We start from the raw sequence: 24,752 nt of genomic DNA, 5'->3' as shown, positions 1-24,752 counted from the left end.
CCCTCTTTATGTTCAGTAATCAAGGCCCCAGTCGACAGTGATTTTCTTTGCGGCCTTGTCTACCTTGATGACGTACGCGTCCACAAATGGAATCAGGCGCTCTTGCGCCGCATCTTCCGGAACAGCTTCGGCCGTGGCTGCTGGCGTAATGCGCAAGATCGACTGCGGACCATTGCTCATCATGTCAGACACCGTACCGAGGTGCTCACCTTGCAAATTCTCTACTTCCAGACCGATCAGATCGGCCCAGTAAAACTCGTCGTCCGACAAGACCGGGAAACGGCTACGGGGAATCGACACAGCAGCACCCTTGAGTGCTTCCGCAACGTTACGGTCCGTAATGCCGATAATTTGCGCCACCACATCGCCGCCATGCATTTTGCTATGCTTGACATCGACATCATGGACACCCGGCTTATCGAGCCACCAGGTTTTAACCCGCAGGAGTGCATCCGCATCTTCCGAGAAAGGACGTATCCTGACCCAGCCTGCAACGCCGTAGGCACCGTAGACAAAGCCTACCTGTGCCAGATCGTCGGGGACTTGCACCCCGGATGCATTCTTGACGGTCAAACCAGCAACCAGAATTAAGCTGCTTTGTTCTGGGCTACCAGACGTGCAACTGCTGGCGACAGTTGTGCGCCAACCGATTGCCAGTGAGCCAGACGGTCAGCGGTAATGCGCAGAGGCACTTCACCACCGGAAGCCATCGGGTTGTAGAAACCGATACGTTCGATGAAACGGCCATCGCGACGATTGCGCGAGTCGGTTGCAACGATGTTGTAGAACGGACGCTTCTTGGCGCCTCCACGAGCTAAACGAATAACGACCATAATATTTCCAAAAAGTGTGCTAGGACGGAAAAAGCCGCAAATTATAGCGCGCTTTGCCGCGAAGCAGCAAGCGTTAATGAAATAATCGGGCAATGTTGGGGTAATCAAAGATTATCCCCCGATCCGGCGTGCGGAGCAATAGGCTGAAGCACAAAAAAACCTCCACCGGAGGCGATATTATGCCCGATACTGCTGTTTTACCGGCAAATTAGCGAACAAACATGACCGAAGTGCATCAAGTCCGCCACAAAAACAAAACGCTGGCCACGCTGCTGGCCTTCCTGCTGGGCGGCATCGGTGCCCAGCGCCTGTATCTGGGCGGCCTGCGCGATCGCGCCCTGTGGGCCCATCTGAGCGCCCTGCCCCTGTGCGCAGCCGCCAGCGCCCTGTGGCCTCATGCCGACGCCTTCTACCACCTGCTGCCCATCATCGTCTCCGGCCTGATCGGCTTTCTCGAAGCGCTGGTCATGGGCCTGACCAGCGACGAAAAATGGGATGCCCGCTACAACCCCGCCAGCGGGCGCCAGTCGGCCAGCCAGTGGCCGCTGGCCGTGATCCTCGTGGCCAGCATGATGCTGGGCGCAGGCAGCCTGATCGCCACCATGTCGCGCCTGTTCGACCTGCTCTACACAGGCGGCGCCTACGGCTGAGCGGCTGAGCCCGCAATAAAAAACGCCGGCGCTAAGGCCGGCGTTTTCACAGCAGGCTTGCGCCGGCCTCAAGCTTGCAGCAGCTTAGAACTGCTCGACGTCCAGTGCCAGCACGCCGCTGCTGCCGGTCACGATGGCGCTGCGCAGGCTACCGGCTTGCGACAGGATGTGGTCGGCAAAGAAGCGCGCCGTGACGATCTTGGCGCTGTAGAACGATGCGTCGCCTTCGGCTGCATCCAGCTTCTGCTGGGCGATCAGGGCGGCGCGGGCCATCTGCCAGCCACCCAGTACCAGACCAGCCAGCTTCAGATACAGCACGCTGCCGGCGAATACGCTCTTGATGTCGCTCTTGACGTTGGCCACCACGAAGTCCACCACCGCTTCCAGATCAGCGCTGGCAGCGCTCAGCTGGGCTTCGATGGCCTTGAAGTCGGCGCCATCACGTGCGGCCAGTTCGGCTGCCGTGGCGCGTACCTGTGCGATCAGGTTCTTTGCTACAGCGCCACCGTCACGCACGGTTTTACGGCCCACCAGATCGTTGGCCTGAATCGCCGTCGTGCCTTCGTAGATGGTCAGAATCTTGGCGTCGCGGAAGTGCTGGGCAGCGCCCGTCTCTTCGATGAAGCCCATGCCGCCATGCACCTGCACGCCGTCACGGGTGACGTCCTGCGACATTTCGGTCGACCAGCCTTTGATGATAGGCACCAGATATTCGTACACGGCCAGCGTCGACTTGCGCACTTCGGCATCGGCGTGGTTGTGGGCGATATCGCTCAGGCCGGCACCAACGTAAGCCAGCGCACGCGCCGCTTCCGTCTGCGAACGCATATTCATCAGCAAACGGCGCACGTCCGGATGGTTGATGATGGCAACCGGGCCAGCGGAACCGGCCAGATCACGCGACTGCACGCGGTCCTTGGCGAAGGTCACAGCCTTCTGGTAAGCGCGCTCGGCCAGACCGATACCCTGCATGCCGACGCCGAAGCGGGCCGCATTCATCATGATGAACATGTATTCGAGGCCGCGGTTTTCTTCACCGACCAGCGTGCCGATGGCGCCGCCGTTGTCGCCGAACTGCAGTACGGCCGTCGGGCTGGCCTTGATGCCCAGCTTGTGTTCGAGCGAGACGCAGTGCGCATCGTTGCGCGCGCCCAGCGTGCCGTCGGCATTGACGAGGAACTTGGGCACGATGAACAGCGAAATGCCTTTCACGCCGGCCGGTGCATCCGGGGTACGGGCCAGCACCAGGTGCACGATGTTTTCCGTGAAATCGTGTTCGCCGTAGGTGATGAAGATCTTGGTACCGAAGATCTTGTAGGTGCCATCTTCCTGCGGCACGGCGCGGGTGCGCACGGCAGCCAGATCGGAACCGGCCTGTGGCTCGGTCAGATTCATGGTGCCGGTCCACTGACCCGACACCAGTTTTTCCAGATAGGTGGCTTTCTGCGCATCGCTACCGGCCGTCAGCAGCGCTTCGATGGCGCCATCCGACAGCAGCGAGCACAGCGCGAACGAGATGCTGCCCGCGTTGAGCATTTCGATGCATGGCGTGGCCAGCAGCTTGGGCAGGCCCTGGCCGCCGAATTCGACCGGATGCTGCACCCCCTGCCAGCCCGCTTCCGCGTAAGCCGTGAACGCTTCCTTGAAGCCTTTCGAGGTGGTGACTTTGCCATCGGCCAGATAGCTAGGCTCTTTGTCGCTGGCGTGGTTCAGCGGGGCGACCACGTTGGCAACGAACTTGGCGTTCTCTTCCAGCACGGCTTCGGCCGTGTCCGGGGTCGCGTCTTCATTGCCGGGCAGCGCGTTCACTACGGCCAGATCGGCCAGTTCGTTCATCACGAACAGCATGTCTTTCAGGGGTGCTTGATAAGGCATCGTTTTTCTCCAATATCTCCAGAATTCTGCGGGTTTTCAGCACTCAGACGCTAAAAAAAAGCCACGACAATCCGGCGTCCGGATCAGCGTGGCTCTGGCTGGCGCCTGGCGCGTCGGGGGATTAGCCCAGTTCAGCTACCAGTTGCGGCACGATCTCGAACAGGTCGCCCACGATGCCGTAGTCGGCCACCGAGAAGATAGGCGCTTCCGGATCTTTGTTGATGGCCACGATGGTCTTCGAGTCTTTCATACCGGCCAGGTGCTGGATGGCGCCCGAGATACCGACGGCAACGTACAGATTCGGTGCCACGATCTTGCCGGTCTGGCCTACCTGCCAGTCGTTCGGTACATAGCCAGCATCCACTGCAGCGCGCGAAGCACCCATAGCAGCGTTCAGCTTGTCAGCGAGCGGTTCCAGAATCTTGAAGGCTTCGCCCGAACCCATGCCGCGGCCGCCGGAAACGATGATCTTGGCAGCGGTCAGTTCTGGACGGTCCGACTTGGCCACTTCACGGCCAACGAAGGCCGATTTGCCGTTGTCGGCAACGGCAGCAGCGGTTTCGGTGGCAGCCGAGCCGCCGGTAGCAGCAGCGGCGTCGAAGCCGGTTGCGCGCACGGTGATGACTTTCACCGCGTCGGTCGATTGCACGGTAGCGATGGCGTTACCAGCGTAGATAGGACGCTCGAAGGTGTCGGCCGATTCGACTTTGGTGATTTCCGAAATCTGGGCAACGTCCAGCTTGGCAGCAACGCGTGGCAGGATGTTTTTGCCGTAGGCGGTAGCTGGCGCCAGAATGTGGCTGTAGCTGCCGGCAATCGCCAGCACCTGCTCGGCCACGTTTTCGGCCAGACCTTCAGCGAAGTAAGGGGCGTCCGCCACGATCACTTTGGATACACCGGCGATCTGGGCAGCGGCAGCAACGGCTGCACCTGCGTTGGAACCGGCCACCAGCACGTGCACGTCACCACCGCACTGGGCGGCTGCGGTCACGGTGTGGAGGGTGCTGCCCTTCAGGCTAGCGTTGTCGTGTTCAGCGATAACTAATGCGACCATGATTGTTCCTTTAGATGACTTTGGCTTCGGTGCGCAGTTTTGCGACCAGGGTGGCGACGTCCGGTACGGTGATACCAGCGGAACGCTTGGCCGGCTCGGCCACTTTCAGGGTTTTCAGACGCGGGGTCACGTCTACACCCAGATCTTCCGGCTTGGTCACATCCAGCGGCTTTTTCTTCGCCTTCATGATGTTAGGCAGCGTCACGTAGCGTGGCTCGTTCAGACGCAGGTCGGTGGTGACGATGGCTGGCAGGGTCAGTGCCAGAGTTTCCAGACCGCCGTCTACTTCGCGGGTCACGGTCACTTTGCCGTCTTCCAGCACGACTTTCGAAGCGAAGGTGGCCTGTGGCCAGCCCAGCAGCGCAGCCAGCATCTGGCCGGTCTGATTGGAATCGTCGTCGATCGCCTGTTTGCCCAGGATGATCAGTTGCGGTTGTTCTTTGTCAGCCAGTGCTTTGAGCAGCTTGGCGACCGCCAGTGGCTCCAGCTCGGCGCTGGTTTCCACCAGAATGCCGCGGTCGGCGCCGATCGCCATACCGGTGCGCAGGGTTTCCTGGCACTGGGTCACGCCGCACGATACGGCCACCACTTCGGTTACTTTGCCGGCTTCTTTGAGACGGGTGGCTTCTTCCAGCGCGATCTCATCGAATGGGTTCATCGACATTTTGACGTTGGCAATATCCACGCCGGTGCCGTCGGATTTGACGCGCACTTTAACGTTGTAGTCGACCACGCGCTTAACGGGTACCAAGACTTTCATAACTGTGCCTTTGGAAAAAGTAAAAATCGGGGTTAAAGCCGGGCCCCGGTGCGCTGCTTTGCAGCCAGTAACTACCACGCACCAGATAGGCAGGACTAAATTCTGTGGGCTAGATTATATGAGAAATTCACGCCGCACAAGAAAATAAAGCACGATCGTGCGTTTTTTACCTAGTAGAAATCGTCTAAAAAATAAATCGGCTAGACGATGACTAAGGGGAAAAGACAGTAAAAACGCGGAAAAACCGGACAGATGCGCTTATTTGCGGCGCATCAAAAAGACGAACTCACGACCCGTTTGCACGTGCGACAACAGAGCGTTACCGGTCTGTTTGCAGAAGGCCTGGAAATCCCGTACCGAACCGGGGTCGGTTGCCATGATGCGCAGCACTTCCCCGCTCTGCAGCTCTGCCAGCGCTTTCTTCGCTTTCAGAATGGGCAGGGGGCAATTCAAACCGCGTGCATCAAGTTCCTGGTGGAATTCCATGATTGCTTCTTCTAATATCGTGTCGCTCATCAAAAACCTGCTCGTTTTGTTAGGACTGACGCCAGTCTACTCCAAAACGGAAGGAATGACGCGCTGCACCAAAATAGTTCATCGTTCGTTGCATCTTTGCAACGCAAGCTGGAAAGTATACAACAGCCTGACATGAACGACAACGGCCTGCGTGAGTCACGCAGGCCGCATAAACACTACTCAGGCAAGGCGTTCAGTAGATTAAACGCGCTCCCCCACCCAGCCGATGACAGCGGCCAGCGCTGCCGGCAAGGCCGCAGCATCGGTGCCGCCGGCTTGCGCCATATCGGGGCGTCCGCCACCTTTGCCGCCCACTTGTTGTGCAACGAAGTTAACCAGCTCGCCCGCTTTGACTTTGCTGGTCGAGTCCGCCGTGACGCCGGCGATCAGGCTGACTTTGCCGTCCTGTACGCTGGCCAGCACGATGGCGGCGGTTTTCAGCTTGTCTTTCAGCTTGTCCATGGTTTCGCGCAGACCGGCGACATCGGCGCCTTCCAGCACGGCGGCCAGCACTTTCAGGCCTTTCACCTCGGTGGCTTGCGCAGCCAGTTCGTCGCCCTGACCCGAAGCCAGTTTCGACTTCAGTGCAGCCAGTTCTTTTTCCAGCGATTTCACGTGCTCCTGCACCTGGGCGATACGGCTACCCAGTTCGTCCGGATTGGTTTTCAGCGCGGCCGCCGCGTCCAGCAGACGGCGGTTCAGGTTCTGTACCAGTGCCAGTGCGCCCACGCCGGTAACGGCTTCGACGCGGCGGATACCGGCGGCCACACCACCTTCGGCGATGATCTTGAACAGGCCGATGTCGCCAGTGCGCTGCACGTGCACGCCACCGCACAGCTCTTTCGAGCTACCGATGTCGAGTACGCGCACTTCATCGCCGTATTTTTCGCCGAACAGGGCCATCGCGCCATGTTTCACTGCATCGTCAAACGACATATGCTGGGCTTTGGTGGCCTGATTTTCCAGAATTTCCTTGTTGACCTTGGCTTCCACTTCGGCGATCTGCTCGGCCGTCAGCGGCGCATTGTGGCTGAAGTCGAAACGGGTTTTGTCCGGATCAACCAGCGAGCCTTTCTGCGCCACGTGGCCGCCCAGCACTTCGCGCAGGGCTTTGTGCATCAGGTGGGTCGCCGAGTGGTTACGGATGGTGCGGCCGCGCTTGTCCAGATCCACTTCGGCCGACACGGCATCGCCCACTTTCAGCGTGCCCTGTGCCAGCACGCCGTGCTGACCGAACACGTCGGCCTGTATCTTCAGCGTGTCTTCCACGTCGAAGTGGGCGCCAGCGGCTTTGATCACACCGTGATCGCCAACCTGACCACCGGATTCGGCGTAGAACGGCGTGGTGTCCAGCACCACGATGCCCTGCTCGCCAGCGTTAAGCTGCTGCACCGGAGCGCCGTTGCTGTACAGGGCGATAACCTTGGCGTTGGCGCTCAGTTCTTCGTAGCCGACGAACTTGGTTTTCTCGCCGCTGTATTCCACGTTGGCAGCCATTTTGAATTTACCGGCAGCACGCGCGGTTTTCTTCTGCTGTTCCATCGCCGCGGTGAAACCTTCTTCGTCCAGCGTGATGTTGCGTTCGCGGCAGATGTCGGCCGTCAGGTCCAGCGGGAAGCCGTAGGTGTCGTACAGGGTGAAGGCGGTAGCGCCGTCCAGACGGCTCGCGTCTTTGGCCAGCTGGGCTTCCAGTATCTTCATGCCGTTTTCCAGCGTTTCGCCAAAGCGCTCTTCTTCCTGCTTGAGGGTCTGGGCCACGCGTTCCATGGCTTCCGTCAGCTCAGGATAGGCGGTGCCCATCTCGATGTTGAGGTCGTTCACGAGCTTGTAGAAGAATGGCTTGGTCTGACCCAGTTTGTGGCCGTGACGCAGGGCGCGACGGATAATACGGCGCAGCACGTAGCCGTGGCCTTCCGAACTAGGAATGATGCCGTCGACGATCAGGAAGGACGCGGCGCGGATGTGGTCGGCAATCACGCGCAGCGATTTCGATTCCAGATCGGTGGCGCCCGTCTCGCGCGCAGCGGCCTTGATCAGTGCCTGGAACAGGTCGATTTCGTAGTTGCTGTGAACGTGCTGCAGCACGGCCGCCAGACGCTCCATGCCCATGCCCGTGTCCACGCATGGCTTAGGCAGCTTGTGCATCACGCCCTGCTCGTCGCGGTTGAACTGCATGAACACCAGATTCCAGATCTCGATGAAGCGGTCGCCGTCTTCTTCTGGCGAGCCCGGAGGGCCACCCCAGATATCGGCGCCGTGGTCGTAGAAAATCTCGGTGCAAGGGCCGCATGGACCGACGTCGGCCATCTGCCAGAAGTTGTCCGAAGCGTAGCGCGAACCTTTGTTGTCGCCGATGCGGATGATGCGCTCTTTCGGTACGCCGATTTCGTTGGCCCAGATATCGTAGGCTTCGTCATCTTCGAAATACACGGTGACGGTCAGTTTCTCGGCTGGCAGCAAATAGACCTTGGTCAGCAGTTCCCACGCGTAGTTGATCGCGTCGCGCTTGAAGTAGTCGCCGAAGCTGAAGTTACCCAGCATTTCGAAGAAAGTGTGGTGACGCGCCGTGTAGCCGACGTTTTCCAGATCGTTGTGCTTGCCGCCGGCGCGTACGCAGCGCTGCACGGTGGTGGCGCGCGAGTATGGGCGGGTGTCGAGGCCGAGGAATACGTCCTTGAATTGCACCATGCCGCTATTGGTCAGCAGCATGGTCGGATCATTGCCAGGTACCAGCGGGCTGGAGCGGACAATCGTATGACCCTTGGATTCGAAAAACTTGAGGAATTTGTCGCGGATTTCAGATGATTTCATGTCGTAAGCAGAAGTAGCTGGCAGATGCAAAGGGTTGATTATATATGAGCACGGGGTGGACAGGGCTGTCAGGCGAAGGCGGGGCCGATCAAATCGATACGGTCGGTGCAAAAGCCATCCACGCCCCAGCCCAGAATTTCGCGCGCGCGGGCAGGATCGTTGACGGTGTAGCAGAACAGGCCGTAACCGGCCTGCTTGATGGCGGCCGCCTGTGCCGCCGTCAGGTGGCGCTGGTTGGTGTGGATAGCCACGGCGCCTAGCGCCTGTGCCTGCGCCAGCCAGTTGTCCGGCAGGCGGTCCAGCAGGTAGCCGCGGGGCAGCTCCGGCACGGCATCGCGTGCGGCAGCCAGCGCGGCGTAGCTGAATGACGATAGCAGCGGCAGCTTGGCGGGATCGCCGGCAGCTAGCTCCTCGGGGAAATGATCGCGTGTCATTTTTGCAACCCATTCGCCTGTCGCGGCTTCAAAACCATCGGCCGGTTTGATTTCCACGTTCATCCAGATCTGCTCTGCCCGGCAGTAGGCAATGAAATCCGTGTAGCGGGGGATGGTGACGCCTGCGTAAGCGGGGCCGAACCAGCTACCGGCATCCATGGCCGCCAGTTCGGCCGCCGTGCTGGTGGCCACGCTGCCCTGCCCGCCCACGGTACGGCCAAAGTCAGGGTCGTGGATCACCATGCCGATGCCATCGCGCGACAGCATCACATCGAACTCCACCGCATGGAAACCATGGGCAAGACCGGCGCGCAGACCGGCCAGAGTATTTTCCGGCGCCAGCGTGCCGCCGCCCCGGTGCGCAACAATTTTAGGATATGGCCACATGGTTCCACACTACCACGCCAGCGGGCGCTGTCAACCGCTGGCGGACGCCTCTCCTGCCCTGTAAAAACCCCGTGCAGTGCGACCGACGAACCACTACACTAATGGCCTGATAGCAATTTTGTAAAGGTAGACCTCATGACCGTTGCTCAAGCATTAGGACATATCCGCGTCCTCGACCTCAGCCGTGTCCTCGCCGGCCCATGGTGTTCGCAAAATCTGGCGGACCTCGGCGCCGATGTGATCAAGGTGGAGCGTCCCGGCAGCGGCGACGATACCCGTGCATGGGGCCCGCCCTACGCCAAAGATGCTGAAGGCAAGGACACCACGGAGGCCGCCTACTATCTGGCCGCCAACCGCGGCAAACGTTCGATCACGGTCGACATCGCCAGCGCCGGCGGTCAGGCCCTGATCCGCGAACTGGTGCGCCACAGCGATGTGGTGCTGGAGAACTACAAAGTCGGCCAGCTCAAGCGCTACGGTCTCGATTACGAATCGCTGAAAGCCATCAAGCCGGATCTGGTGTACTGCTCGATTACCGGCTTCGGCCAGAACGGCCCCTACGCTCACCGCGCCGGCTACGATTTCCTGATCCAGGGCATGGGTGGCCTGATGTCCGTCACAGGCGAACGCGACGACCTGCCCGGTGGCGGCCCGCAAAAAGCCGGGGTAGCGCTGACCGATCTGATGACGGGCATGTATGCCACCATCGCCATCCTTGCGGCCCTGACCCACCGCGACCGCAGCGGCGAAGGCCAGTACATCGACATGGCCCTGCTTGATGTGCAGGTCGCCATGCTGGCCAACATGGGCAGCAACTACCTGAACAGCGGCAAAGCGCCTAAGCGCTGGGGCAATGCCCACCCCAACATCGTGCCTTACCAGACTTTTGCCTGCAGCGACGGCTACATCATCGTCGCCAGCGGCAACGATGGCCAGTACCAGAAATTTGTCGAAGTAGGCGGCCGGCCCGATCTGGCCACCCACGAGCGCTATGCCACCAACCCGCTGCGCGTACAGCATCGCGATGAACTGGTGCCGCTACTTGCCGGGATGGTGGCCAAGCAGACCCGCGCCTTCTGGATCGAACAGCTGGAAGCAGTCGGCGTGCCCTGCGGCCCTATCAACAACCTTGATGACGTCTACAAGAATCCGCAAGTGCTGGCGCGCGAACTGGTAATGGAAGTGCCCCACCCGACCGCCGGCACCACCAAGCTGGTACGCAGCCCCATGAAGATGTCGCGCACGCCGACCGATGTGGCCGTGGCGCCACCGCTGCTGGGCCAGCATACGGACGACATTCTGCGCGAAGTGCTGGGCCATAGCGACGCCGAAATTGCCGCCTTGCGCGCACAGGGAGTGGTCTGATGCATACCCCGCTCAACGCTGAAATCACCCGTCTGTACCGCCTCGACGGCGACAGCGACAGCCAGCCACTGGAACTGGTTTCAGCCGCGGGCCTGACGCGCGCCATGGTACTGGAATTCCGTCGCAAGCCGGAGCAGGCCGTACCGCGTCACTGGGACAACCTGTGCCGCATGGCCAACTACCTGCAGGAGCAACTGGAATTGCCGGCGCCGGCCGTCAGCATTTCCGGCAAAAACAGCTATCAGCTCTGGCTATCGCTCAGCCATGCCGTGCCGGTGGAGCAGGCAGAAACCTTCTTGCTGCAACTGTGCGCAAGCTATTTCCCCGACGTGCTGGCAGACGAACTGGACTGGCTGCCGCAGCACGACAGCCAGCATACGCAGACCAGCGTGGAATGCCCGCCCCGCGTGCAAAGCAATGGCCAGTGGTCGGCCTTCATCCACCCCGGCATGGGCGCTGCCTTCGAGGAAGAAGCCGGTCTCGAAGTGGAGCCGCCCGCCGCAGGTCAGGCCGCTTTTCTGGAGCGACTGCACAGCATCAGCGCTAGCCAGTGGACCCATGCCTGCTCCCTGCTGCAAAGCCAGCAGACTGAAGCCACTCCGCCAACAACGACGGCAAACACCGCCAAGGCAGAGACCACGCGCCCCGCCGCGGCCGCGCAGCCACGCAATGACGGCCTGCTGCTCAAAGACGCTACGCTGGACGACATCATCCAGCACCTGCATGAGCGCAATATCGAGCCGACGTTCCGCCACCTGCTGCCCAGACGCTAAGCGGCCAGCAGTTGGCGCGCCCAGTGCCGGCCGCAGCTGCCGCGTACAGTTCTACCCACACCTGCCGCATACCCGGGCATTCAGGCACGCGTACTGAGATCAGTCTGCAATTCCTGCAACTGGCTTTGCACCGCCTGCACGGCGCTGCGCGTATGGGCTGAGATCTGCGGCACGTTGATGCACACTTGCCGCGCGCGCTCCACCAGTACCCGCATTGCCGCCAGTAGCCGCTCCAGCTGAGCGCTATCGGCCGTGGCCAGCATTTCGCCCAATTTATCGGCATGCTGGTCGAGCCGCTGTACGCTGTTGCGCAATTCCGCTGGCAGCAGCCGTTCGCCGGAACAGGCTTGCGCCGCCTGTCCCACGGCCTGTGTCAGCAATTGAAAGCGGTGATGAATTTCCAGTGTCGGCAACATAATGCGTCCCCTCCGAAGTGGCGGCATGCACGGCTGTGCTGCTGCTATTTCGACTCGCCCGCGTCCGCTGCGTTGCATGCCTTTGTCTGCGAAACGCCGTAACTCTGAGACAGATCAGCTTTCGTCAATCTTGCAAATTTTGTAAATAGTTGTGACATGACTCGGCGCTATCAACTTTGCAAGATATGCTGCCGCCATGACTGCCCGCCCCCGCGCCTTGCCGCCCATTCTGCTGACCGTACTGCTGCATTGCGCACTGCTGCTCGCCCTGCTGCAAGGCGTCCAGAACCAGCGCCAGACTCGCCCGCGCGGTCCCGCCATCCAGTGGCTGCTACCCGCCGCTTCTGCTCCCGTCACCCCTCGCCCGCACGAACCGGCCCCCAAGCCCGCCCCCTTAACGGCAGCGGCCATCACTCTGCACAAGGCCAGCGCTGCCGCCCCGCAGGCATCCAGCGTCACAGAAAGTGCGCCTGTGATCGCGGCTAGCCCCGGTGCTGCGCCAGTGACGCAAGCGCAAGACAGTGCGCACGATGATCCGTTTGCGCTCGACAAACCGGCAGCAGCCCGCACCGCGCCAGCCAGCGCCGACGAACTGCTGCAGCAGGCTAGAAAGAGTGTCGGTCGTATTGATCAGCAGTTGCGCGCGGAATCGCCCCAGCGTTTTCCCTTACCGCCGCCAGACAGCATGCAGGCCAGGCTGGAACGTGGCATCAATGCGGCGCATGAAGCGGTGCCGCCCAAGTGGTATCAGGGCGCACGCATGGTGGAGCTAAGTACGCCGGATGGGGAGCGCAAATCCCGTCTGTATAAGATCGTCACAGCGTTCGGCAGCTACTGCGTCACCATCAGTCCGGAAGGCCGGCGCTCCTATTCCAACTGCCCCTGAACCGGACCAGCGCAGCAGGCCCGGCAGCTCCCAGCGCTATCACAGCGCTATGCCTGGCCAGTTACAGATCGGCCTGCGCCACTGGCGCGAGCTGCCGCAGCCGCCAGCCTATGGCCAGCGCCAGCAACAGCAGGCTACCCAGCACCAGCACCACGCCGGGCCAGCCATGCGATTCCCACATCAGGCCGCTGAGCGAACCCACTACGCTGGAACCGAAGTAATAGAAGAACAGATACAGCGCCGAGGCCAGCGCACGGTTGCCCAGCGCGCGCCGTCCCACCCAGCTACTGGCCACGGAATGGGCGGCAAAGAAACCGAAGGTGTACAGCGCCACGCCAAACACGATCAGCGGCAGCCAGTTCGACAGCGTCAGCAGCAAGCCCACCGGCGGTATGGCGATCAGTGCCCACAGCACATGGCGCCGGCCATAGCGGTCGGCCAGACGCCCCGCCCACACCGAGCTATAAATGCCCAGCAAATACAGTAGCGACAAGGCGCCCACCACACTCTGGCTGAGCGAGAAAGGCGTCGCCAGCAGGCGATAGCCGATGTAGTTGTACAGGCTGACGAACGACCCCATCAGCAAAAAAGCCAGCGCGAACAGCCACGGCATCCCGCCATCGGACCAATGGCCGCGGAAGGCCGCCGGCATGGCCCGCCATGCCGTGTGCTGCGGGCGGAAATGACGCGAAGCAGGCAGGGAGCGCCAGAACTCCAGCGCAGCCAGTACCCCAGCCACACCGACCACGGCCAGCGCCAGCCGCCATGAAAAATGGTCGCTGAGCAGCGAAGCGATCACCCGCCCCGCCATGCCGCCTAGCGCGCTGCCGCTGATGTACAGCCCCATCGACAGGCCCAGCGAACTGGGCTCGATTTCCTCGCCCAGATAGGCCATGGCGATGGCCGGCATGCCGCCCAGCGCTATCCCCAGCAGGGTGCGCAGCACCAGCAGTTGCGCATAGTTATGCGCGCCGGCACAGGCGATCGTCAGCAAGGCGGCCAGCGCCATGGCGCCCACCATCAGCGGCTTGCGCCCCAGCCGCTCCGACACCACGCTGGACGCCAGCAGCGACAGCGCCAGTGCCGCCGTCGAGCAGGACAGCACCATGCTGCTCTGCGCCGCGCTCAGCGCAAACTCATGCGACAGCAGCGGCATCAGCGGCTGCACGCAGTACAGCAGCGCGAAAGTGGAAAAGCCGCCGAAGAACAGTGCGCGGTTGCTGCGCCGGAACGCGGCGCTGCCAGCGGCAATCCGCGCCGCGCCGCCGCAGCGGTCGGCTGCGCTGCTGGCACAACTGCTGGCAGTAGCGCTGGCAGAACTGCTGGCACTCAGGGCATCGGAATCAAGGCTGGCGACGGGTGCTGGCATGGACTAACTCTCGGTCAGGCAAGGAATCTGCATCTTAGGATTGCCGCCGCCTCGCGTCCAATATATATTTAAGGCGATTCTTATACTTTTTACAGATAACAACTATGGAATTGCGCCACCTGCGCTACTTTGTCGCCGTTGCGGAAGAACTCAGTTTTACCCGTGCCGCCGCCCGCCTGCACATAGGCCAGCCGCCGCTGAGCCACCAGATTCAGCAGCTTGAGAGCGAAGTGGGCGCTCAGTTACTGGACCGCAGCAAGCGCTGGGTACGCCTGACGCAAGCGGGCAAACTGTTTCTGGAAGATGCGCGCCGGGTACTGGCGCTGTCCGAGCAGGCGAAGCAGACGGCACGCCGCGCCGAGCGTGGCGAAGCGGGCGAACTGCGCGTCGGCTTTACCTATTCCACCCCGCTGACGCCGCTCTTCGCCAGCGTGGTCAACCGCTATCGCCAGCAATATCCGGGCGTCACGCTGACCCTGCATGAGCTACCCACCGTGCCGCAGATCGCCGCCATCGCCGAACGCGAACTCGATCTGGGGCTGGTGCGCCCGCCCGACATCAGCATCCCCGACAGCGTCAGCCTGACCGCCCTGCGCCATGATCCGCTGGCACTGGTGCTGCCCACCGGCCACCCGCTGGCCAGCCAGCGCAGCGTCAGCATCAGCGATCTGCGCGACCAGCCGCTGGTGATGTATCCGCGCACCACCGGCACCGGCATCTATCCGCAGATTTTCCGTTTGTGCCGCGCGGCCGGATTCCAGCCCAGCATCGCCATGGAAGCGGGCGAAGCGTCCACCATCATCGGCCTCGTCGCGGCTGGCTGCGGCATTTCCATTCTGCCCGCCTCGTTCGAGATTATCCGCATGGCCGGCGTGTGCTACCGTCCGCTCAGCGACGCTGCGGCCACCACGGCGCTGATGCTGGCGCAACGCAAAGAGGAAAGTTCGCCGCTGGTCGCAGCGTTTGTCGCCATCGCCATGGCGAGCGCTAGCGAGAGCAAAGCGGAAGAAAAGGGCGATGCGGGGGAAGCGTGAATTGAGCACCGCAGCAGCGATTGCTGCCACGGTGCCTGCCAAGATTTAGCCCTTAGGCGTAGTCGGCGTCCAGTTCGGAACCGGCGTAGTTTTCCAGTTCGGCGAACAGGGTTTTCATGGCCGTGCGGCCGGTGATGTTCTGCAGCACGCTGCAGGAACGGCGGTAGTTATCGATGCGTTCGACCAGCACGGGATGGTGCTGGGCCGGCACCACGGCCAGCAGTGCCGCCCAGCCCTGTTCGAAGTCGGGCTTGTTCTTGCGCACGGCTTTGACGAAGCGCTCGAACTCCTTCTGTCCCGTACGTGCCACGATGCGCCCCCCCCCTTCGACAGCAAAGATCACGGCCAGCGCAATCACGCCTTCCGCATTCAGATCGGTATCCGTCACGGCGCCTTCGCTGTTGTGGCGGCGCAGCCAGTTGGCCAGGCGCACCACGGCCTGCACTTCCTTGCGCTGCTTCAGCATGACCTGATAGCGCTCCATGCCGTTCCAGTTCTGGTTAGGATCGGTCTGGCACAGTTCCACGAACAGGTCGCGCAGACGCCGTGCCGCGTACAGCGGATCAGTATCGTACTCGCCCACCAGCGCATCCTGCGGCATGGCCGAGAGTTCCTTGACCAGACGGAAGCCCTGCTGGAACGCATGCTCGGCGCCGTGCTCGATCAGGTATTCCAGACCGGCCAGATCGGTATCGTCACCCAGCACATGCTCGAGTCCCAGCGACACCCCGCCCACCGTCAGCAGCAAGGCTTTCTGTATGCCTTCGGCCGTGCGGTCGTTGGTGAACTTTTCGGCCACCATGGCGGTAATGCCGGTCAGCTCATCGGCCAGCGCGTAGGCCGCATCGTCGTCCGGATGGCTGGCCAGTTGCTGGATGGCGCGCGTCAGGCGCGGCAAACGTTCTATGACTAATGCAGGCAGCATGACAACCCTTACGAGAAGATCTTGGTGCCCATGCTGCGGCGCGAGCCGGGCTTAGCTGCACTGCGCGTGGACGGTACCTGCTTGCGCAAGCGGTACAGCAGTTCGCGCGTGGAACGCTGCAGGATGCTAGGTTCGGCATCGGGATCATCGTCGTATTCGGCATCGGCCAGATCGGCGCTGTGGCGGAATTCCGGGAACAGCTCGAACAGGGCGCGATCCCAGCCATCTTCCGACGCCTGCGCCAGCGCGATGGCCAGCGGCACGACGTCGTTATCGGACGACGTCTGTCCCGTCAGATACGGGCCTTTGGAAATGATTTCGCCTGCTACTTCCAGAATTTCCTTCGGCGCCATCGAGAACAGAATGGCGAACGCGGTGGCACCGTGGTCGGTGGCCGAGGCGGCGGCCAGCAGTTCGTTGCGGCGCTCTTCGTCGTCGGTCGAGAACACCACGCCGTGGATGTGGGCGAACAGCGATTCGGCGATGCGCTCGGGATCATCTTCGATCAGATCGTCCTGCCAGGTCGCAGCGATAAAGGCCAGACTGTCGGCCCACGCCTTGGGAGGCACCAGCAGCGTGGCCAGCGACATCTTGCCGCCGTCGAAACCGGCCATGTGCAATGCCGTTACTTGCGGCGGAATATTGTTGAGCACTTCCACCACGGCCAGATCGCCAAACTGGTCGGCCGCTTCGGCGAAAGCTTCTTCGGCGTGCTCGAGGGAACCGGCCAGTACCAGCTCGGTCACCTGCTTGCTCAGTGCCGGCAGATTGCTGTTGTCACTCATGCTTAATCTCCATCCTGATCGAACATCTGGGCGAAGTCATCGCTCGCCTGATCTTCATCGTCGATATCATCACCATCATCATTGGCCGACAGCTGTTCGAGCGACTGGTCGTCGTCGTCCCAGCGGCGCGGATTGAGGTGCAGGAAAGCCGTGATGATGGCCTGACGGCCCAGTTCCGGCATATTTTCTTCCAGCGCCGCATACATGCGCGCCGCTGCTGCGCCCTTGCAGCTGGCCATGGCAAACACCCGTGCAGCATCGCCGAACTCGTAGTCTTCCGCTTCGGCCAGCAAGCCTTTCGGGTCCTTGAACTCGAGATGATCCACCAGCGCGAAGGCCAGCATATTGACATCTTCGATGCCGCCGCCGCTGGCATATTCTTCCACCAGCGCATCGATCATGCGCTGATAGTTCTTGCGATCGGGCGGATCGCCCAGTATGCCCTCGATCTGGCCTTCCAGTTCGCGCGCCTGATAGGCGAACTCGGGATGTACTTTTCTCATTGCTTACTTTCTAATTTTTTTGATGCGATCAGGCCGGTGGCAACTGGGTACCGTGCAGATTGAACACGGAACGCCACAGCTGATAGGCTTCCGCCTCCGCGTCGATGATGATGCGGTGATTCAGACTCTGGTTGTATTCTTCGCGCTTGGCGGGATCGGACAGGATCTCGTAGGCCTTGGTGATGCTCTTGAAGCGGGCTTCCGCGCCGGGGGCCTGATTACGGTCCGGGTGGAAGCGCATCGCCAGCGAGCGATACACCTTTTTAATCTCATCTTCGCTGGCGTTAGGCGCGATACCCAGTGTGTTGTAATAATTTTCCATTTTGGAAACTCCGGGCCTTGTTGCCGAAACAGGTAAAGGCGAATTATACCTGCCCCGCGCCGCCAGATCAGGCTCGGCCCGCCGTTGGCCCGCATTTCCCCTGAGGATGGGCTGGGGATACGGTAGAATGCCTGCCATAGCTACCAATATGAACTTTTTTTCTAGCCACAACACAGATGAGCAACGATAAAAACAGCCCAGCGCCAGCGCTGCCTTCCAATTTCCTGCGCGCCATCGTCGAATCCGATCTGGCGGCCGGCACCCACGTGCGCGAAGGCATGCCTAGCGTTATTACCCGCTTCCCGCCCGAGCCTAACGGCTACCTGCACGTGGGCCACGCCAAGTCGATCTGCCTGAACTTCGGTCTGGCACGCGACTATCAGGGCCGCTGCAACCTGCGTTTCGACGACACCAATCCGGCCAAGGAAGAACAGGAATACGTCGACACCATCATCGACAGCGTGAAATGGCTGGGCTTTAACTACGACTACCCCAACGCCGCCGGTGGCATCGACCACCATCTGCACTACGCCAGCGACTATTTCGACCAGCTGTACGCCATGGCCGAATACCTGATCGAGCAGGGTTATGCCTATGTGGACAGCCAGTCGGCCGAAGATATGGCCGCCAACCGCGGCAACTTCAGCACGCCGGGCAAGAATTCGCCCTTCCGCAACCGTCCGGCGGCCGAATCGCTGCAACTGTTCCGCGACATGAAAGCCGGCAAATACGCTGACGGCGAGCATATCCTGCGCGCCAAGATCAGCGAAGACGCGATGTCGGCGCCCAATATGAATATGCGCGACCCGGCCATCTACCGTATCCGTCACGCCCACCACGTGCGCACGGGCGATGCGTGGTGCATCTACCCGATGTACGACTACACCCATCCGATATCGGATGCGCTGGAAAACATCACCCACTCGATCTGCACGCTGGAATTCCAGGATCACCGTCCGTTCTACGACTGGCTGCTGGCCACCCTGTCGAAAGGCGGCTTCTTCCAGCTGCCCGTGCCGCGCCAGTACGAATTCTCGCGCCTGAACCTGACCTATGTGGTCACCAGCAAGCGCAAGCTGCGTCAGCTGGTGGAAGAAAACATCGTCGACGGCTGGGACGACCCGCGCATGCCGACCATCGTCGGCCTGCGCCGCCGTGGTTACACGCCGGAAGCCATCCACCTGTTCTGCGAACGCATAGGCGTGACCAAGGCGGACGGCTGGATCGATATGAGCACGCTGGAAGGCTGCGTGCGCGAAGATCTGGACCCGAAAGCGCCGCGTGCGACGGCCGTGCTGCGTCCGCTGAAGCTGATCATCGATAACTATCCGGAAGGCCAGACAGAAGAATGCAGTTCGCCCGTGCACCCGCACCATCCGGAAATGGGCGTACGCACTTTCCCGATTTCGCGCGAATTGTGGATAGAAGAAGAAGACTTCATGGAAGTGCCGAGCAAGGGCTATTTCCGCTACTACCCGCCGATCGACGACAAACCGGGTGCGCGCGTACGTCTGCGTCATGGCTATGTGACCGAATGCACGGGCTACGACAAGGATGAAAACGGCAAAGTCGTCGCCGTCCACGTCAACTACTTCCCGGATTCGAAATCGGGCACGCCCGGTTCGGACAACTACAAAGTCAAAGGCAATATCCACTGGGTATCCACCGCCAGCGCACTGCAGGCCGAAGTACGCCTGTACGACCGTCTGTTCACCGATGCCCAGCCCGATGCGGGCGGCAAGGACTTCATCGCCCTGCTCAATCCGAACGCCAAGGAAGTGGTGACGGCCTATCTGGAACCGGGCATGAGCGCTGCTCTGCCGGATCAGCGCTACCAGTTCGAGCGCCATGGCTATTTCGTCGCCGACCGCGTCGACAGCCAGCCCGGCAAACCGGTGTTCAACCGCATCGTCACGCTGAAGGATAACTGGAGCGCCAAGTAAGTCGCTGCCGCCAGTCCCGCCAGGCCGGTGTGCTCCAGCAGGAGCCACCGGCTTTTTTCATGCCAGCTACAACAATTCGTTCAGGACAAATATAAAAGAAGCAAAATTAATCAAGTCGCCATAAATAACTTCCGCTATAGTCAGCCGCATCATCTAAGCGAGCTGAACAATGGACACCCTGCATCCAAAACAACGCTGGTTCGAGCCCGACCGCCCCGTCTGGTGGACTGGCATCCTGCTCGCTTTGCTGATCGGCGCCTGCCTGCAGATACTGGTGCGCCACACCATCGAACATGAAGCCTACGGCCGCTTTACCCAGCAGGCCTTCAACACACGCTACAGCATCAATGCGCGCCTGAGTTCCTACACCGACGTGCTGCGCGGCACGGCCAGCTTTCTGGCATCCAGCGAACACATAGACCGGGCCGGATTTCACCGCTACGTCAGCGGCCTGATGCTGAAGAAACAGTTTCCCGCACTCGACAATATCAACTATGCCCAGGTGGTCAGCGCTGCCCAGCGGCCCGCGTTCGAACTGTGGAGTAACCGTAGCGGCGATGGACGCGCCCGTGGTTATCCCGATTTCCTCATCCGTCCGCAAAGCCAGCGCGACAGCTACACCGTGCTGACCATGATAGAACCGACCGACTACTTCCGTGATCGCATCGGCCTCGATATCGGGGTGCGCCCCGGCGCTGCCGAGGCGCTGGCGCGCGCGCGCGACACGGGGCAGCTGATGACCACCGGCATGCCGATAGAAAACACCCGGAATGCCCAGGGCTGGGCTCTGGCCCTGCGCATGCCCATCTACCGCAAGGATATGCCGCTAGGCGACGTCAACCAGCGCCGCGCTGCCTACATCGGTTCGGTCGGCATAGGCTTCAGCGTGCCGCGTCTGGTGCGGGGGGCCATGGAAGGCAGCCAGCTACAGGCAGTCCATCTGCGCCTGTATGACGATGGCAAGAACAGCGACGGCAGCCAGTCCGCGCCGACTTTGCTGTTCGATAATCTGAGCAGCCTGCCCGCCGGGCAGCGCGCAGCCAACAACTTCAGCGTCAGCCTGCCGCTGGATTTTAACGGCCGCACCTGGAACGCCGAATTCAGTGCACCGAGCGCCATCTGGCTGTCGCGCTTCGACGCCTTCCTGCCGTGGCTGGCCATGACCACAGGCTTTATCGGCGCCCTGCTGTTCTACCTGCTGTTCCACACGCTGGCCTCGTCGCGCCGGCGCGCCATTGCAATGGCCAAGGCCATGACGCAGGAGCTGCGCGACAGCCAGGCCCGCTTGCAGCAGTCGTACCACACCTTGCGCCAGCTGGGCGCCCATGCGGACCAGATCAAGGAACAGGAACGCAAGCGCATCGCGCGCGAAATTCACGACGATCTGGGCCAGAACCTGCTGGCCCTGCGCATCGAGACGGACATGCTGGCCACCCGTACCCGTTTGCGCCACCCGCGTCTGCATGCGCGCGCCTGCCACACGCTGGGGCAGATCGACAGCACCATCAAGAGCGTGCGCCACATCATCAACGACTTGCGCCCCACCGTGCTCGACCTGGGCCTGACCCCGGCGGTGGAATGGCAGATCGCCCAGTTCCGCCAGCGCTCGGGCATAGTCTGCGAGCTGATCGAACAGCAAAGCGATATCCAGATCGACGACCACTGCGCCACGGCGATCTTCCGCATCCTGCAGGAATCGCTCAGCAACATCATGCAGCACGCACGCGCCAGTCTGGTACGGGTAGAGCTGCGCCACAGCGACGGCATGCTCAACATGACCATCAGCGACAACGGCATAGGCATGGGCGAAGGCAGCCGTAACAAGGTCGGCTCGTTCGGACTGGTGGGCATGGAAGAGCGCATCCACCTGCTGGGCGGCCAGTGCACCATCACGGCCGGCCACCATGCCGGCACCACCGTCTCGATTTCAGTGCCCGTCGATTATGTGGCCCCGCCGTCAATGGACGACATCAACGCCACGGCCCGAATGGCGGCAGAAACCAGCCTATAACCAGCGCGGGCAGCAAGCGGGGAACGGAACCGGATTTTTCCGGTGCGCGTCAGCGCATTCTGTTGCGGCAATCGGAATTTACCGAGAAAGTTTGCGCAAAATCAAAAGCCTGTTCTGCTCAACAGACAAAATTGCTTCTGCTCCACCCCGTTCTCCCCAAAATTTTGCCCAACAATTGCAAAGGACGCCCCCATGAACGTTATCGATGCGCTCGATCTGGAACCTATCAAAGTCAAACTCATGCACAAGGAATCCGGTGAAGGCTGGACGCTGGAACATGCCAACGCGGTAGAACGCGAATACCGCCGCTTCCTGTATCTGATGAAGACCTTCCCGCAGGAACAGGCGGCACCGCTGGTGGATGTAGATACCTTCTGGCATTACCACATCCTCGATACGCTCAAATACGCGGAAGACTGCCAGGCCGTGTTTGGCCACTTCCTGCACCACTTCCCCTACATCGGCCTGCGCGGCGAAGATGATCTGGCAGCGCACGAGCGGCTGGGCGTACGCATGCAGCAACTGTATGAGGAAACCTTCGGTACGGCCTACCCGCTGCTGCTCGGTGCAGCAGAACAGCAGGCCCAAGGCAGCGCCTATTCGGCCGTCGCCAGCCAGACCGCCTATTCCGCCGTCGCCGCCAAGACGGCCTACTCCGCGGTAGCCCAGCAGACTGCCTACTCGGCCGTTGCCAGGCAGACGGCGTATTCGGCCGTAGCAGCCAAAACGGCTTACTCGGCAGTAGCCGCCCAGACCGCCTATTCGGCCGTATCGGCCCCGGGCCAGCGCAGTGCGTATTCGGCCGTGTCGAATAGCGCCACTGGCCAGAACGCGGACAGCGGCCTGTTCACTGTACGGCCACGCCTGCCGCAGGCAGCCTGAAGCAAAATAGTGCCGGCTGGAAATTTTTTGGCATTTGCCCAAAAAAGTGGCATACTGTAGGGTATCCGAACAACTCTGGGAGCCCGCCATGGCCGTCCAGCCAGCCGTACAATCTTCGAGCGTACAGATCCAGCCTACGCAATTGACGCCTTCGACGGCCGGCAAAGCCGTCGATAAACCTGCCGAGCAGGTGAAACAGGCAGCACCGCCACCACCACCGCCGCCGCCGCAGGCTGCGGTGGCGCCCACCGTCAACACCAGTGGCCAGCGCATCGGCACGACCATCAGCACCTCGGCCTGAGTTCAGGCCCGGCGCGTGCACAAACAACAACGGCGCGTTACCGTGAGGTGCGCGCCGTTGTCTTTTCCGCTGTTACCCTGATCAGGCAGCCATCAGTTCGCGCAGTTCGCGAATGCTGAAATCGCTGATCTCGTGCATACGGATCAGGATGGTGGCGCCGATAGGCAGGGTGTTATGACGGATCTTGCTGATCACGGGCGGCGCTACTTCCAGTGCACGGGACAGGGCTGCATCGTTTTTCAGTTGCAATTTCTCGATGATAGCGTCCAGCACGCGATTCGGATTGTAGGTCGGCGAGGAGGTGATTTCTTTGAGAGACATGATGAATTTTAGATAATTTTGGTCATTCTTGAATAAAAAACGACACATGGGTAAAAAAAATTTTTGCTCTATTACCGATGTAGCACTACGAATTTCAGAAATTTATCCTGATTTTTAGCGCCATACCGAAATAATACACGTTTTCGTTAGCGATCATCTAACAGACCACTTTATTTCGTGAGATTGTGAGAGATTCTACCCCTAAAACTTATGTTAGGCATTCATCTGTTGTAAGAAAAGGTATAAATTTTTGTAAAGCGAGCTGAACCGCTCAGGTCCGGCACTGCCAGGAATGCCGTATGATGTGGGCGAACTTGATGTTCGACAGCCAACTGAGGTTGTTATTTTGACACATTGTGCAGCAACACGTGTATTTTCGCACTTTCAAGCTGCAATCTTTACAAGTTTTTACAACACCATGACCTACGAAGAATTCCTCGATGAAGTAACCACCCTGCTATACGAGATGTACGAGCTCGACGACGCTGCCGCCATCAAACTGGTGATGGACGCGCAGGCCAACGACTACTTCGTCAAACATGATGAAATGGAAGAAATGCGCACGCCCGAGCAGGCGCGCATCGATGCCCAGGCCATCTACAAAGCCAAGCAGGACCGCAATCAGACCCAGAAGAAACAGCAGCAGCGCGTGCAGCAGCAGCGCAAGCGCAAGCCTTAACTGATAGCGAACGCCGGGCTCAGGCCGCTGCCGGGGCCTGCTGCAGGAATGCCTGCACCGTGGGATAGCGCAGGCACACGCCCAGCTCGCGCCGCAAGCGGCGGTTGTCCAGCTGGCGCGACTCCGACATGAACGACAGCAGCGCCGGCGTCACCACCTGGCGCAATTCGTCCCGGCGCAAACGCGGCGGCCGCGCCAGCGCGTAGGCATCGGCCACGGCATCGAAATACTCGCCCATTTTCATGGCACTGTCGTCCACCGCATGGTAGATGCGCTGGGGACGGGCACGGAATAGCGCCGCCACCACGATGCGCGCCAGATCATCAGCATGGATGTGGTTGGTATGCACATCCTCTTCGGCGCACAGGGCCGGCGTACCGGCCTGCAGGCGCGCCAGCGGCAGGCGTTCTGCCGCATAGATGCCCGGTACGCGCAGGATGGACAGCCGCCCGTCTGCGTGGCGCGCCCACTGGCGCAGCACCTGCTCGGCATCGACCCGGCGCTGCGCCCTGGCCGTGGCCGGTGCTACCGCCCGGGTTTCATCGAAGCGGGCGCCGCCACAATCGCCATACACACCCGTGGTGCTGACATAAACCACTTGCGCCCGCTCGGGTAAAATGGCGGTCAGGTGGCGCGTGCGCACATCCTGCGCGCCTTGCGCGGCCGGTGGCGCCAGATGCAATACTGTATGGGCCAGCCCGCGCAGGCGGCGCAAGCTGGCCGGCTGGTCCAGATTGGCCACCAGCGGCTGAGCGCCCAGTGCACGCAGCTCGGCGCAGCGGGCCGGCTGGCTGGTGACGGCGAAGACGCGGAAATACGGCGTCAGCAAAGGCAGCATGCGCATGCCCACATCACCGCAGCCGATAATCAGCAGGCGCGGACGGCGGAATTTTTGTAGTGAGATTTTATTCATCGAA

26 protein-coding genes are annotated in these 24,752 nt (G+C 61.0%); 10 read left to right on the top strand and 16 right to left on the bottom strand.

The window, feature by feature from the left end; all coding sequences use genetic code 11:
* Positions 1-12 precede the first annotated feature (12 nt).
* Together rimM and rpsP are read right to left on the bottom strand one after the other, a co-directional pair.
* Complete coding sequence (rimM, locus tag GTP23_RS19445; protein ID WP_371866951.1) at positions 13-549, bottom strand: ribosome maturation factor RimM; 537 nt, start codon at positions 547-549, stop codon at positions 13-15.
* 38 nt (positions 550-587) lie between these two features.
* A complete protein-coding gene (gene rpsP, locus GTP23_RS19440; protein ID WP_155434600.1) occupies positions 588-833 on the bottom strand; it encodes a 30S ribosomal protein S16 in 246 nt (81 codons plus the stop codon).
* Positions 834-1,054: 221 nt separating this feature from the next.
* Between rpsP and GTP23_RS19435 the strand changes: the two genes are divergently transcribed.
* Entirely contained in the window at positions 1,055-1,483 is a 429-nt protein-coding gene (locus GTP23_RS19435) for an NINE protein (protein ID WP_161036618.1), read from the top strand.
* Positions 1,484-1,567: 84 nt separating this feature from the next.
* Here GTP23_RS19435 and GTP23_RS19430 read toward each other — a convergent pair whose 3' ends face one another.
* The 6 genes from GTP23_RS19430 to ugpQ form a co-directional block, all read right to left on the bottom strand.
* Entirely contained in the window at positions 1,568-3,358 is a 1,791-nt protein-coding gene (locus tag GTP23_RS19430; protein ID WP_161036617.1) for an acyl-CoA dehydrogenase, read from the bottom strand.
* 121 nt (positions 3,359-3,479) lie between these two features.
* A complete protein-coding gene (locus GTP23_RS19425; RefSeq protein ID WP_161036616.1) occupies positions 3,480-4,412 on the bottom strand; it encodes an electron transfer flavoprotein subunit alpha/FixB family protein in 933 nt (310 codons plus the stop codon).
* Positions 4,413-4,422: 10 nt separating this feature from the next.
* Positions 4,423-5,172, bottom strand: a complete 750-nt coding sequence (locus GTP23_RS19420) for an electron transfer flavoprotein subunit beta/FixA family protein (RefSeq protein ID WP_155434596.1) — start codon at positions 5,170-5,172, stop codon at positions 4,423-4,425.
* Positions 5,173-5,430: 258 nt separating this feature from the next.
* Positions 5,431-5,658 carry a sulfurtransferase TusA family protein gene (locus GTP23_RS19415; RefSeq protein ID WP_161036831.1) on the bottom strand — a complete coding sequence of 76 codons (228 nt, stop codon included), beginning with the start codon at positions 5,656-5,658 and terminating at the stop codon, positions 5,431-5,433.
* A 231-nt stretch (positions 5,659-5,889) separates the two neighbouring features.
* A complete protein-coding gene (gene alaS, locus GTP23_RS19410) occupies positions 5,890-8,499 on the bottom strand; it encodes an alanine--tRNA ligase (RefSeq protein ID WP_161036615.1) in 2,610 nt (869 codons plus the stop codon).
* A gap of 68 nt (positions 8,500-8,567) precedes the next feature.
* Positions 8,568-9,320: a glycerophosphodiester phosphodiesterase gene (ugpQ, locus tag GTP23_RS19405; protein ID WP_161036614.1), complete on the bottom strand. Its 753-nt coding sequence runs from the start codon at positions 9,318-9,320 to the stop codon at positions 8,568-8,570.
* Between the two features lie 135 nt (positions 9,321-9,455).
* Here ugpQ and GTP23_RS19400 point away from each other — a divergent pair, with 135 nt between their 5' ends.
* Both GTP23_RS19400 and GTP23_RS19395 read left to right on the top strand, forming a co-directional pair.
* Positions 9,456-10,685, top strand: a complete 1,230-nt coding sequence (locus GTP23_RS19400) for a CaiB/BaiF CoA transferase family protein (RefSeq protein WP_161036613.1) — start codon at positions 9,456-9,458, stop codon at positions 10,683-10,685.
* A complete protein-coding gene (locus GTP23_RS19395; protein WP_161036612.1) occupies positions 10,685-11,458 on the top strand; it encodes a hypothetical protein in 774 nt (257 codons plus the stop codon). Before GTP23_RS19400 ends, GTP23_RS19395 begins: the two co-directional genes overlap by 1 nt.
* A gap of 80 nt (positions 11,459-11,538) precedes the next feature.
* Here GTP23_RS19395 and GTP23_RS19390 read toward each other — a convergent pair whose 3' ends face one another.
* Positions 11,539-11,874 (bottom strand): hypothetical protein, encoded by a 336-nt coding sequence (locus tag GTP23_RS19390; RefSeq protein ID WP_155434589.1) that lies wholly within the window; start codon positions 11,872-11,874, stop codon positions 11,539-11,541.
* Positions 11,875-12,070: 196 nt separating this feature from the next.
* Here GTP23_RS19390 and GTP23_RS19385 point away from each other — a divergent pair, with 196 nt between their 5' ends.
* The gene (locus tag GTP23_RS19385; protein WP_161036611.1) at positions 12,071-12,760 is read left to right on the top strand and encodes a hypothetical protein; all 690 of its coding nucleotides are present in this window, start codon (positions 12,071-12,073) and stop codon (positions 12,758-12,760) included.
* Between the two features lie 61 nt (positions 12,761-12,821).
* On the opposite strand, the gene GTP23_RS19380 is transcribed toward GTP23_RS19385, so the two are convergent.
* On the bottom strand, positions 12,822-14,129 hold the full coding sequence (locus GTP23_RS19380; protein WP_161036610.1) for an MFS transporter: 1,308 nt from the start codon (positions 14,127-14,129) through the stop codon (positions 12,822-12,824).
* A 104-nt stretch (positions 14,130-14,233) separates the two neighbouring features.
* Here GTP23_RS19380 and GTP23_RS19375 point away from each other — a divergent pair, with 104 nt between their 5' ends.
* Entirely contained in the window at positions 14,234-15,163 is a 930-nt protein-coding gene (locus GTP23_RS19375) for a LysR family transcriptional regulator (protein ID WP_161036609.1), read from the top strand.
* A gap of 52 nt (positions 15,164-15,215) precedes the next feature.
* On the opposite strand, the gene GTP23_RS19370 is transcribed toward GTP23_RS19375, so the two are convergent.
* Genes GTP23_RS19370 through GTP23_RS19355 form a run of 4 tightly spaced genes read right to left on the bottom strand, consistent with a single transcriptional unit; the run spans position 15,216 to position 17,698 of the window.
* A complete protein-coding gene (locus tag GTP23_RS19370) occupies positions 15,216-16,088 on the bottom strand; it encodes a DUF6178 family protein (protein ID WP_161036608.1) in 873 nt (290 codons plus the stop codon).
* A gap of 8 nt (positions 16,089-16,096) precedes the next feature.
* Complete coding sequence (locus GTP23_RS19365; protein WP_161036607.1) at positions 16,097-16,873, bottom strand: hypothetical protein; 777 nt, start codon at positions 16,871-16,873, stop codon at positions 16,097-16,099.
* Positions 16,874-16,875: 2 nt separating this feature from the next.
* A complete protein-coding gene (locus GTP23_RS19360; RefSeq protein WP_161036606.1) occupies positions 16,876-17,376 on the bottom strand; it encodes a hypothetical protein in 501 nt (166 codons plus the stop codon).
* Positions 17,377-17,404: 28 nt separating this feature from the next.
* Positions 17,405-17,698 (bottom strand): DnaJ domain-containing protein, encoded by a 294-nt coding sequence (locus GTP23_RS19355; RefSeq protein WP_155434582.1) that lies wholly within the window; start codon positions 17,696-17,698, stop codon positions 17,405-17,407.
* A 176-nt stretch (positions 17,699-17,874) separates the two neighbouring features.
* On the opposite strand from GTP23_RS19355, the gene GTP23_RS19350 reads away from it, so the two are divergent.
* The 4 genes from GTP23_RS19350 (at position 17,875) to GTP23_RS19335 (ending at position 22,835) form a co-directional block, all read left to right on the top strand.
* Positions 17,875-19,641: a glutamine--tRNA ligase/YqeY domain fusion protein gene (locus tag GTP23_RS19350; RefSeq protein ID WP_161036605.1), complete on the top strand. Its 1,767-nt coding sequence runs from the start codon at positions 17,875-17,877 to the stop codon at positions 19,639-19,641.
* Positions 19,642-19,810: 169 nt separating this feature from the next.
* Positions 19,811-21,652 carry a CHASE domain-containing protein gene (locus GTP23_RS19345; RefSeq protein WP_161036604.1) on the top strand — a complete coding sequence of 614 codons (1,842 nt, stop codon included), beginning with the start codon at positions 19,811-19,813 and terminating at the stop codon, positions 21,650-21,652.
* Between the two features lie 192 nt (positions 21,653-21,844).
* Positions 21,845-22,534: a glycine-rich domain-containing protein gene (locus GTP23_RS19340; protein WP_161036603.1), complete on the top strand. Its 690-nt coding sequence runs from the start codon at positions 21,845-21,847 to the stop codon at positions 22,532-22,534.
* Positions 22,535-22,622: 88 nt separating this feature from the next.
* Positions 22,623-22,835: a hypothetical protein gene (locus GTP23_RS19335; protein ID WP_161036602.1), complete on the top strand. Its 213-nt coding sequence runs from the start codon at positions 22,623-22,625 to the stop codon at positions 22,833-22,835.
* A gap of 81 nt (positions 22,836-22,916) precedes the next feature.
* Here the strand turns inward: GTP23_RS19335 and GTP23_RS19330 are convergent, their stop codons facing one another.
* Positions 22,917-23,156, bottom strand: coding sequence for a hypothetical protein (locus GTP23_RS19330; RefSeq protein ID WP_155434577.1), 240 nt, complete (start codon positions 23,154-23,156; stop codon positions 22,917-22,919).
* A gap of 418 nt (positions 23,157-23,574) precedes the next feature.
* Between GTP23_RS19330 and GTP23_RS19325 the strand changes: the two genes are divergently transcribed.
* The gene (locus GTP23_RS19325; protein WP_161036601.1) at positions 23,575-23,835 is read left to right on the top strand and encodes a hypothetical protein; all 261 of its coding nucleotides are present in this window, start codon (positions 23,575-23,577) and stop codon (positions 23,833-23,835) included.
* 19 nt (positions 23,836-23,854) lie between these two features.
* Here GTP23_RS19325 and GTP23_RS19320 read toward each other — a convergent pair whose 3' ends face one another.
* Positions 23,855-24,748: an SDR family oxidoreductase gene (locus tag GTP23_RS19320; protein ID WP_161036600.1), complete on the bottom strand. Its 894-nt coding sequence runs from the start codon at positions 24,746-24,748 to the stop codon at positions 23,855-23,857.
* Positions 24,749-24,752: the final 4 nt, after the last annotated feature.

This window comes from Duganella fentianensis (genome assembly GCF_009857835.1).
GTDB classification, from domain to species: domain Bacteria; phylum Pseudomonadota; class Gammaproteobacteria; order Burkholderiales; family Burkholderiaceae_D; genus Rugamonas; species Rugamonas fentianensis.
This window is presented reverse-complemented; position numbering and strand designations above follow the sequence as displayed.